Raw genomic sequence first — 10,599 nt, forward strand, 5'->3', positions numbered from 1 at the left:
TATTTTTTACATTTGCCCTTTAAAACAATGCAACTTAATCTTAAAGTTATGGAGAATTACGGCCTTTTCACGAAAACGATTTCGTTGGAAAACATGGGAATTAAGAACGCTACTGTAAAATATCAGTTGTCTCCTGATGAGCTTCATGATATATCTATAGAGAAAGGTATGGGAGTTGAGAGTTCTACAGGGGCACTTGCGGTTAATACCGGAGAGTTTACAGGCAGGTCTCCCCAAGATCGTTTTATTGTAAAAGACAGCATTACTGAAGACAAAGTATGGTGGGGCAATATTAACCTGCCGTTTGACAGCGACAAATTTGAAGCGTTATATAATAAAGTTACCGACTACCTGTCAGGAAAAGAGCTATATGTTCGTGATAGCTATGTGTGTGCCGACCCTAATTACAGGTTAAATGTAAGGGTGGTTACAGAGTATCCATGGAGCAATCTTTTCTGCTATAATATGTTTCTTCGTCCTGAAGATTCTGAGCTTGAAGATTTTTCTGCCGACTGGCACGTAGTATGCGCGCCGGGCTTTAAAGCAGACCCTGCTGTAGACGGTACGCGCCAGCACAATTTTGCAATACTTGATTTTACAAGGAAGATAGCGCTTATAGGCGGTACAGGCTATACCGGAGAAATGAAAAAAGGTATTTTCTCTGCGCTTAACTTTATCTTGCCTGTATATAAAAATACGTTGCCAATGCACTGTAGCGCCAACGTTGGCGAAGATGGTGATACGGCAATTTTCTTCGGACTTTCAGGAACAGGAAAAACAACGCTTTCTGCCGATCCTAACCGCAGGCTGATTGGTGATGATGAGCATGGGTGGACAAATGAAAACACTGTGTTTAACTTTGAAGGTGGCTGCTATGCAAAAGTTATAAACCTTACAGAAGAGAACGAACCGGACATTTACCATGCCATTAAAAGAGGCGCCATACTTGAAAACGTAATTTTTGAGGAAGGTACTAACATGGTAGATTATGAAGATATTTCAATTACACAAAATACAAGGGTAAGTTATCCTATTTATCATATAGATAACATTCAGCCGGGCTCTATCGGTAAAAACCCTAAAAACATTTTCTTCTTAACTGCTGATGCATTTGGTGTACTGCCTCCTATAAGCAAACTTACCCCGGGCCAGGCAGCTTACCACTTCATATCGGGCTATACTGCTAAAGTTGCCGGTACAGAGGCTGGTGTAAACGAGCCGCAGCCTAACTTCTCAGCCTGTTTTGGTGCGCCTTTCATGCCGCTGCACCCAACAAAATATGCCGAGATGCTAAGCAAGAAAATGAAAGATTCAGGAGTTAATGTATGGCTTATAAATACCGGCTGGACTGGTGGCCCTTATGGCACCGGCAGCAGGATGAAGCTTAAATATACAAGGACTATGATTACAGCAGCGCTTAACGGCGAGCTGGATAATGTAGATTATACCACGCATGAGGTTTTTGGCCTTGCCAAGCCGCAAAGCTGCCCTAACGTACCATCAGAAATACTTAATCCGCGTAATACGTGGGAAAATAAAGAAGCCTATGATGCCAAAGCGCATGAACTTGCAGCGGCATTCAGGAAAAATTTTGCCAAGTTTGAGGAATTTGCCAATGAAGAAATTCTTGCAGGTGCCCCACTGGCATAAATGTGATTTTAGAATAGATGCGGAAAACCGTCCTTTTGCCAAGGGCGGTTTTTCATTTTATATATCTTTCAAGATGATATAAAGTGCCGTTACAGCAATAAAAAAGCTGCCCTTAGGGGCAGCTTACTATTTTTTCAGTAATGTGATGATGGAAGTCTTTATTTGGCTTTATTGGCCTCCTGTATATATTTTTCAAGCGCCATTGTCATGCTTGGTGTATCGGGCGTTGGCGCCATGATGTCAATGCGCAATCCGTGGTCTAACGCTTCTTTTTGGGTTGTACTGCCAAAAACGGCTATACGGGTATCATTTTGCTTAAACTCCGGGAAGTTTTTAAATAACGATTTTATCCCGGTAGGGCTAAAAAATGCCAATACATCATAATATACATCCTTAAGGTCGCTAAGGTCGCTCATAACCGTGCGGTAAAAAATACCGGGTGTCCAGTTTACCTTTAGGGCGTTAAGCGTTTGCGGCACATCTTCATTAAGCTGGTCAGATGCCGGTAACAGGAATTTTTCATCCTTATACTTTTTAATAAGCGGGGATAGGTCGGCAAATTCCTTTTGCCCCACATAAATTTTCCTCTTGCGGTACACCACATATTTTTGCAGGTAAAAAGCAACTGCTTCGCTCTGGCAAAAGTATTTCATGGTTTCCGGCACTTTATAACGCATCTCTTCGGCTACGCGAAAAAAATGATCTATAGAGTTCTTGCTGGTAAGTATTATGGCGGTAAAATTGTTTAGGTCAATCTTTTGGGCTCTTACCTCTTTTGCGCTTACACCCTCTACATGGATAAATGGCCTGAAATCTACCTTTACTTTTAGTTTGTGTTGTATTTCAAAGTATGGTGAATTTTCTACTTTAGGTTCCGGTTGTGAAACCAAAATTGTTTTCACTTTCATAGTTAATATGTTGTTTTACTTACTGTTTGGTAAACCAATAATACATGAAATAATAGGGTGCTATTTCGAGAGTGCAAAGATACAAAATAAAATAGAACAATTTGCCGAGTATCAAATTTTGATACAACCTTAAAGAAAACAGGTAAGTAATAACCGTCCCGGCAATGATAATCCCTAAAATGCCATATAGTACAAGCGGTAGCGGCTCTTTGTTATAAAATAAAATAATATTTACCGGCAGCAGCAAAAAACCAATATAAGCCCGGTAGTTTACTTTGTGCAGGTTAAACATTTCGTTAAACTCCTCTATATTAAAAGAAGTGGCTATAATTTTTTCCACCAGGTACTTAGAGAGTATAAATACAGCTATAAAAGTTAGTATCTGTATAAACGATATCCAGCTTGTTTTTTCGGCGAGCCCGTAGTAGCTCAGCAGGAACTGCGCAAGAAATGTAAACGATACCAGTTGCACTATAAAAAAAGATATGGTAAAGCCGCTAAGCATATTGCCACTGTCTTTATATATCTTTATATATTTGTCAGAATATGCCAGCTTGATAAATTCGGCAAAGCGGCCCTCAAAAACGGTTTTATTAATGGCAATCAGTATAAAGCATAACACAAACAAAACTGTTGCCCAGTCTTTGCCTGCAGTTAAACGCTCGTATAATACCATATCTCCCATGGCGCAAAATTACTTAAAATTCAGCATGAAAAATTTTATTATAATTTAATTATGAAACTCACGTTAGAAATGCATTATTTTTGCACCAAAATTCACGGTTACTAATGAACGATGGCATTGTTATAATCCCAACGTATAACGAAATTGAAAATATAGATGCCATTGTAAGGGCAGTTTTTTCGCTTAGCACCCCTTTTGATGTTTTAATAGTAGATGACAACTCGCCCGATGGTACCGCCCGACGCGTAAGGGAACTGCAGCAGGAGTTTGGCAGCAGGCTGCATCTTGAAGTCAGGCCTGGTAAGTCAGGTTTGGGTACGGCTTATGTGCATGGTTTTAAATGGGCCATTGCAGGCGGGTATGAATATATCTTTGAGATGGATGCCGATTTTTCGCATAATCCGGCAGACCTGGAGAAACTGTACAGCGCGTGCCGAAACGGCGCCGATATGGCAATAGGCTCTCGTTACAGCAGGGGTGTAAATGTGGTAAACTGGCCGCTTAGCAGGGTGCTGCTGTCTTATTATGCATCTGTATATGTTAAGCTGGTAACAGGAATGAAGATACACGACGCAACAGCAGGATTTATTTGTTATAAACGCAAAGTTTTAGAAACTATAAACCTAAATAAGATTAAATTTGTAGGGTATGCATTTCAGATAGAAATGAAATATCGTGCGCATGCCAACGGTTTTATAATTATAGAAGTTCCTATAATTTTTACAGACCGTACCAAAGGTGAATCTAAAATGAGTAATGCCATTATAAAAGAAGCCATAATTGGCGTAGTGGCGCTGAGAATAAAAAAAATGCTTAACCGGCTTTAAAACAACATGAACAGGATTTTAATTAAGAATGCCAGGATTGTAAATGAAGGAACCATTGTTGAGGGCGATGTTTTAATTGAAGATAAAATCATCAAGGAGATTGGTGAAAGCATAAGTCCCAAATCGTCTGACAGTAAAATTATAGATGCCGAGGGTAACTATCTTATTCCGGGTGCTATAGACGACCAGGTGCATTTTCGTGAACCGGGGCTTACCCATAAAGGCACTATAGAAACCGAATCGCGCGCTGCGGTTGCTGGCGGTATTACATCATTTATAGAACAGCCCAACACAGTACCCAATGCTGTAACACAGGAGCTTTTAGAGCAAAAGTACCAAAGGGCGGCAGAGGTATCTTATGCTAACTACTCGTTTATGATGGGGGGTACTAACGACAACCTTGAAGAATTGCTTAAAACCAACTCTAAAAATGTTGCCGGTATAAAGCTGTTTTTGGGTTCATCTACCGGAAATATGCTTGTGGATGATGAAAAGGTGCTGGAAAAGATTTTTTCCAACACACAAATGCTAATAGCGGCCCATTGCGAAGATGAGGCGACGGTAAGGGAAAATCTTGAAAAATATAAAGCAGAGTACGGAGATAACATTCCTGTAAAGTACCATCCGCTGATAAGGAGTACAGAGGCCTGCTACATATCATCATCACGAGCTGTAGCGCTTGCCAAAAAAACAGGGGCAAGGCTGCATGTTTTTCATGTGTCTACCGCTAAAGAATTAGAGCTTTTTACCAATAAAATTCCGTTAGAGGAAAAGAAAATTACGGCCGAAGTATGTATTCATCACCTTTGGTTTACCGATGCCGATTATGAAAAGAAAGGCTCACTTATAAAGTGGAACCCGGCGGTGAAAACAGAAGCTGACCGCGATGCGTTATGGAAGGCGTTGCTTGATGACCGTATTGATGTAGTAGCTACCGACCATGCACCCCACACTCTTGAAGAAAAGAACAATCCTTATACAAGTTCACCATCAGGCGGGCCGTTGGTGCAGCATGCTGTAGTGGCAATGTTTGAAGCCTACCACCAGGGTAAAATATCGATAGAAAAGATTGTTGAAAAAATGGCACACAACCCGGCAAAGCTTTTCAAAATAGAAAAGAGGGGTTTTATCCGTGAGGGTTACTATGCCGACCTTGCCATTGTGAACCCGGGGCTGCCATGGAATGTTAAGAAAGAAAACATTCTTTATAAATGTGGTTGGTCTCCGTTTGAAGGTGCTAATTTTAAATCAAGGATAACACACACGTTTGTAAACGGGCAACTGGTTTATAATAACTTTAAGGTAAAAGACCTGCGTTGCGGCGAACGTTTGCTTTTTGACAGATAATGATATGAAAAAGGCAGCAGCATTATTACTTGGCTTGTTTTGTATGGCTTCCTGCGGCGGTGGTACGGAAGAACCAGAGCGTTTGCTGAGCGAAGACAAGATGGCCGATATATTATATGATATTACCGTTTTACAGGCTATGCGCGCCCACCAGCCAAAGTACCTGCTGGATAACAATGTGAATACTACCGAATACATTTACCAGAAGTATGATATTGATAGTGCCACCTTTGCACAAAACAATACCTATTATGCATCTGATCTTGAAAAGTATGAGCGTATCCATAAAAAGGTAACCGATAGGGTTAATAAAGAAAAAGCAGTTTTTGAAGATAAAAAAGATACTTTAAAAACAGAGCTTAATAAACAGCTTGGCCCTAATGCAATGAAAAAGATGGGTTTAGAAAAACGGGAAGAGTAAGCGCAGTAATGCTGCTATACTTTATTTTTTGCCTGCGCATATTGTGCCGCTAACTCCTTTATATAAGCTTTAGGTTCTTTAAAATTCAATTGTAGTGTGCTATTAATTTTCTCTGTGCTGTAGTATGTTTTATTATGCGATACACGGGCAACAAAGCGCGTTATAACCCTTTTGCGCCTTAGTAACTTAGAAATAAGCCAGTCAAAACGCCACGCAACAGATGTCATTAGCCTTGATGCGTTAACGGGCGGCCTTCTTTTGCCCATACCGTTGGCAATTGTATCAAACAATTCTTTAATCGGCATATGCTCTGCTACAAGCGTATATTTTTCACCGGCAATGCTGCTCTGCATTAGCTGTACCATAACTGTTGCCACATCTTCTGCTGCTATAACTCCGCAGTTACCTTTTGTATAAAAATAGTGGCCTTCGTCTATAGTTTTAAAAATAGTGCCGCTGCCCTGTTTCCAGAACCCATAGCCAAAAATCAGCGCCGGATTAACCATAACCGTTTCCAAACCTTCCTGCAGGCCACGCCATACTTCCATTTCCGCACCATGTTTGCTTATACCATAGTCGCTGTGCTTTACTTCGGGGTTCCATTCCGTTTCTTCCGTAATAACGGTTTCTTCCTCTTTGGGGTCGCCCAATGCCGCTACAGAGCTTACATGGCAAAGTTTCCGGCAGCCATATGCCAGCGCTAAGTTTACAATATTGGCAGTCCCCTCAATATTAACTTTACGCAGTAGTTCCTCATCGGCAGGGTCATACGATATCAGTGCGGCACAATGATACACATGGGTAATTCCCCCAAATGCTTCTTCAAGAGACGGTATATCAGTAATATCTCCCTGTGCCCAGCTTATCTTTTCAAATAAAGCTTCTTTGCCATGATGTGCAAACAGGTTTCGGGTTTTTGCCTTACCGGCTTCTGTGCGGTATAAAGCGCGCACAGGCATACTGCCTTCAGTAAGCTGAAGCAGCAGGTGGGCACCTACTAAGCCTGTTCCGCCGGTTACTAATATCATAATACAAAAATAGCGGTTACAGTATTAATATAGCGGGTTGTTCACTTTTTTTAATGTAGATAAACTCAAGTTTGTATTTTTGTGGTTCAATAACAATAAGGATGAAAAATTTTACAGAAGAATTAAGATGGAGGGGTATGGTGCACGATATTATGCCGGGAACAGAAGAACAGCTCAATAAGGAAATGACTACTGCTTATATAGGGTTCGACCCAACTTCTGACTCCCTGCACATTGGCAGCCTTGTGCCTATCATTATACTGGTTCATCTGTACAAGTGCGGGCACAAGCCCATAGCGCTTGTGGGGGGCGCTACCGGAATGATAGGTGACCCATCGGGAAAATCGGATGAAAGAAACCTGCTGGATGAAGCGGCATTAGAGAAAAATGTTGCCGGTATTAAACGCGTATTAAGCCGTTTCCTTGATTTTAATTCTGATGAAAAAAATGCCCCGGTACTGGTTAACAACTACGACTGGATGAAAGAATTTTCGTTTATAGGCTTTGCGCGCGATGTGGGCAAGCGTATAACCGTAAACTACATGATGGCTAAAGATTCGGTAAAAAAGCGCCTTACAGGCGAAGCAGGAAGCGGAATGAGCTTTACCGAGTTTACCTACCAGCTGATACAGGGGTATGACTTTTACCACCTGCATAAAAACTTCGGCGCTAAGCTGCAGCTTGGCGGCAGTGACCAATGGGGTAATATTACTACCGGTACCGAACTTATAAGGCGGATGAACACCGAAGAAGGCGATAAAGAGGCTTTTGCGATGACCTGCCCGCTTATTACCAAAGCAGACGGTTCTAAATTCGGTAAATCTGAGGGTGGTAATGTGTGGCTTGACTCTGATAAGACCTCGGTATATAAGTTTTACCAGTTTTGGCTGAATACATCTGATGAGGATGCCGAAAAGTATATAAAGATATTTACATTCCTTGACAAGGAAATTATTGAAGCGCTTATTGAGGAGCACAGGCAGGAACCACACCTTAGGAAACTGCAAAAGAGGCTTGCTGAAGAGGTTACCACTTTTGTTCATTCCAAGGAAGAGTTTGAAAAAGCTGTGGAAGCATCAAAAGTACTATTTGGTACCGCTACTGCAGACGACCTGAAACAGCTTGACGAAGCTACGTTCCTAGATGTATTTGAGGGTGTACCACAGGCAGAAGTGACAATGGATGATATAGAAGCAGGTATAGGTATTGTTGATGCATTAGCCGGAAGTACAGGGTTTTTGGCATCTAACAGTGAGGCGAGGCGTGCATTGAAAGAAAATGCGATATCTGTAAACAGGGAGAAAGTTAAAGATGATTATACTATCACCAAAAACGACCTTATCAATAACAGGTTTGTCTTGCTGCAACGAGGTAAGAAAAATTATTTTATCATTACTGTCTTGTGTAATATTAGCTCATTAGTGAAAAAAAATAAATGCAAAATAATAGGGTTTGAAGCTGCAGCTAAAGCTAAGTATGTAGATATGTTTGGATCAGATCAGATAGTATTTACACCTCAAGATGTAAGAAAATCTATTTCTGGGAATATAGTTGAGATTTATTTTATGGATAAGCAAGTTTCGGTGCGTATACCGAATACAAAATATAATTCAGATGGTAATTTTGCGCTTACAGAGAGTGTAAAAGAAAAACTTGGATTAGAATTATATGATCTGATTGAATATTGTGTTAAAGGGAATAGAATTTATTTTGAAAAGATCGAAAACGATCAATAAAAATAAAAGCGGCTTATGCCGTTTTTATTTTACATCACCATAAGGTTACATCCCCTTATATCAGAGTTGTCAAACCTACCCAGTACTTCAAACGACTGGTTGGGATATTTTTTACCCAAATCCTGTGTGGCTATAAATGCGCAGGAGTTAAGGTTGGCGAGGTCTATCACATTTATACCACCAGTCTTGCCATAATCAATGTAGCTTAGCGCATCTTCGGTATCGCGTATCATTATATCCATCCAGGGCGGGCATTCAAATATGCCGTTTCCTAACGAATAGGCCTGGCTCAGCAATTCGGTCATGCCATATTCCGAATGTATTTCGTTTACGCCAAATCCGCTGCAAAGCAGCTTGTGCAGCTCTTCGCGTATCATTTCACGGCGTTTGCCCTTCATGCCGCCGGTTTCCATAATTATGGTATTCTTAAGGCTGAACTGCTGCATTTCGATAAGGTCGAGCAAGGCATAGGTTACGCCAATCAGGAGCACATTTTGCCCCGATGCATCTAATTCTGTCAGCTTTTTTATAAGCTCATTATAATTATTAAGGTAGAAGCCACTGTGCGGGTTACAGGAACCTTGTATAAGGTCGCGAACCATATAGATTAGGGATGAACCTTCGCGCTCTAAATAGGAGGGAAGGAGCGCCAATATGGCATAATCTTCTATATTGCCGTAAAACTGCGAAAATGCCTGCCTGAAACTCTGCTCATACAGGCTTATATCTGTTACATGATGGCTACTGGTAACCATGCCTGTTGTGCCGCTGCTGGTAAAAGTAGTTTGTACAGGTTCTTCTGAGCTTAATACCGCGTGCGATTTAAAAAACTGAATTGGTAAAAAAGGTATATCCTGTGCCAATTTTACATTCTGCTTGTCTTTTTTTAGCAGTAGGCAAAACTCCCTGTACACGCTGTTGTTGTCAAACTGCTGCCTGAAAACCTTAAGCGCAATCTTATCAAACTGCTTTTTAGAAGAAATATTAAATATATCGTCGGCTGTAACCAAGGCTTTTTTTGCAAAGGTATAAAATAAAAAAGCACCGCTTTTGGCGGTGCTTGGTATTCTATGTAAGTATTATTATTTTACTACAAGTTTCTTTGTAGCAGTTTTACCCTCCTCAGTTATTTTTAGGATGTAAACACCTGCTGTAAGCCCTTGTGCATTTATAGTACCATTAACCGTTTTAGTGTTAAGAACCTGCTTGCCAAGTACATCATATACAGCAACAGTTTTTTCAACATTACTGTCAGATGCAATTGTAAGTGTGTTTCCTGAAAGCGGGTTAGGATATACAGTCAGGCCTGAAATTTCATTTTGTTTTACCGAAGCTACACTATTGTTCACAAAAGACATTGCGTCATAGTATATAAAACCTCCTTCAGAGCCTGGTGCTTCTCTGTATGTTCTTACTTGGTAACGGAAATGAGTAGCTTCTGCAGGAGCTGTAACGGTTACCATTTTTTGAATCCACTGAGGGTTATCTACAGAATAAGAAGTGTTTTCAGCATTCCTAAGAATGTCAGCATCAGCATCAAGTACATTATAATCTGAATCCACTTGTTGCATCCATGAAGACCAAATCCTTGTTTTTGCATTTGCGTCATTATCAAGGTACCAGTAGCTCATTGTGTATTCATCACCGGGAGTTACATCTATTAGAAAGTCATATTCTAAATATTGTGTAGAAGTTTGAGACTGATGCCTAAGTGAACTAGTGCCTTCATGTACAATAGTAGTTTCTTGGCTAACGAAATTATTAATGCTTACTGAGCCTGTGAAAGGTTCAAAGTTTTGGGGAACACCATCTGTCCACACTTCAAATCCGCCGTTTTCAAGAAGGTTTTCTTGCGCATTCATAAAAACAGCAGAAAGCAAAGCAATTGATAAAGTGTAAAGTTTTTTCATTTCTTGTCTTAATTAAATTTTGGTGTAAAAGTAGTCAAGTGTAATATTCCGTATGTTGCGTTAATGTTATTTAACAATAGTAAGTAA

General features: G+C 40.5%; 9 protein-coding genes and 1 pseudogene. 5 read left to right on the forward strand and 5 right to left on the reverse strand.

Annotated features, from left to right (window positions below):
• Positions 1–48 precede the first annotated feature (48 nt).
• Positions 49–1,650: a phosphoenolpyruvate carboxykinase (ATP) gene (pckA, locus tag Q0K96_RS14260; protein WP_297334662.1), complete on the forward strand. Its 1,602-nt coding sequence runs from the start codon at positions 49–51 to the stop codon at positions 1,648–1,650.
• Between the two features lie 158 nt (positions 1,651–1,808).
• On the opposite strand, the gene Q0K96_RS14265 is transcribed toward pckA, so the two are convergent.
• On the reverse strand, positions 1,809–2,558 hold the full coding sequence (locus Q0K96_RS14265; RefSeq protein ID WP_297334654.1) for a uroporphyrinogen-III synthase: 750 nt from the start codon (positions 2,556–2,558) through the stop codon (positions 1,809–1,811).
• A gap of 19 nt (positions 2,559–2,577) precedes the next feature.
• Complete coding sequence (locus Q0K96_RS14270; protein WP_297334655.1) at positions 2,578–3,243, reverse strand: DUF4271 domain-containing protein; 666 nt, start codon at positions 3,241–3,243, stop codon at positions 2,578–2,580.
• A gap of 104 nt (positions 3,244–3,347) precedes the next feature.
• Here Q0K96_RS14270 and Q0K96_RS14275 point away from each other — a divergent pair, with 104 nt between their 5' ends.
• Genes Q0K96_RS14275 through Q0K96_RS14285 form a run of 3 tightly spaced genes read left to right on the forward strand, consistent with a single transcriptional unit; the run spans position 3,348 to position 5,838 of the window.
• Entirely contained in the window at positions 3,348–4,070 is a 723-nt protein-coding gene (locus Q0K96_RS14275; RefSeq protein ID WP_297334656.1) for a polyprenol monophosphomannose synthase, read from the forward strand.
• A gap of 6 nt (positions 4,071–4,076) precedes the next feature.
• Entirely contained in the window at positions 4,077–5,417 is a 1,341-nt protein-coding gene (locus Q0K96_RS14280; protein ID WP_297334657.1) for a dihydroorotase, read from the forward strand.
• Between the two features lie 4 nt (positions 5,418–5,421).
• Positions 5,422–5,838, forward strand: coding sequence for a DUF4296 domain-containing protein (locus tag Q0K96_RS14285; protein WP_297334658.1), 417 nt, complete (start codon positions 5,422–5,424; stop codon positions 5,836–5,838).
• 14 nt (positions 5,839–5,852) lie between these two features.
• Here the strand turns inward: Q0K96_RS14285 and Q0K96_RS14290 are convergent, their stop codons facing one another.
• Positions 5,853–6,866 carry an NAD-dependent epimerase/dehydratase family protein gene (locus Q0K96_RS14290; protein WP_297334659.1) on the reverse strand — a complete coding sequence of 338 codons (1,014 nt, stop codon included), beginning with the start codon at positions 6,864–6,866 and terminating at the stop codon, positions 5,853–5,855.
• Positions 6,867–6,967: 101 nt separating this feature from the next.
• Between Q0K96_RS14290 and tyrS the strand changes: the two are divergent.
• Positions 6,968–8,269 (forward strand): annotated as a pseudogene (tyrS, locus tag Q0K96_RS14295) (tyrosine--tRNA ligase); the annotation flags it as partial.
• A 362-nt stretch (positions 8,270–8,631) separates the two neighbouring features.
• On the opposite strand, the gene Q0K96_RS14300 reads toward tyrS, so the two are convergent.
• Together Q0K96_RS14300 and Q0K96_RS14305 are read right to left on the reverse strand one after the other, a co-directional pair.
• Positions 8,632–9,612, reverse strand: a complete 981-nt coding sequence (locus Q0K96_RS14300; protein ID WP_297334660.1) for an acyl transferase — start codon at positions 9,610–9,612, stop codon at positions 8,632–8,634.
• Between the two features lie 72 nt (positions 9,613–9,684).
• Positions 9,685–10,512 (reverse strand): T9SS type A sorting domain-containing protein, encoded by an 828-nt coding sequence (locus Q0K96_RS14305; protein WP_297334661.1) that lies wholly within the window; start codon positions 10,510–10,512, stop codon positions 9,685–9,687.
• Positions 10,513–10,599: the final 87 nt, after the last annotated feature.

This window comes from Flavobacterium sp. (assembly GCF_024305175.1).
In the GTDB taxonomy this organism is placed as follows: domain Bacteria; phylum Bacteroidota; class Bacteroidia; order Flavobacteriales; family Flavobacteriaceae; genus Flavobacterium.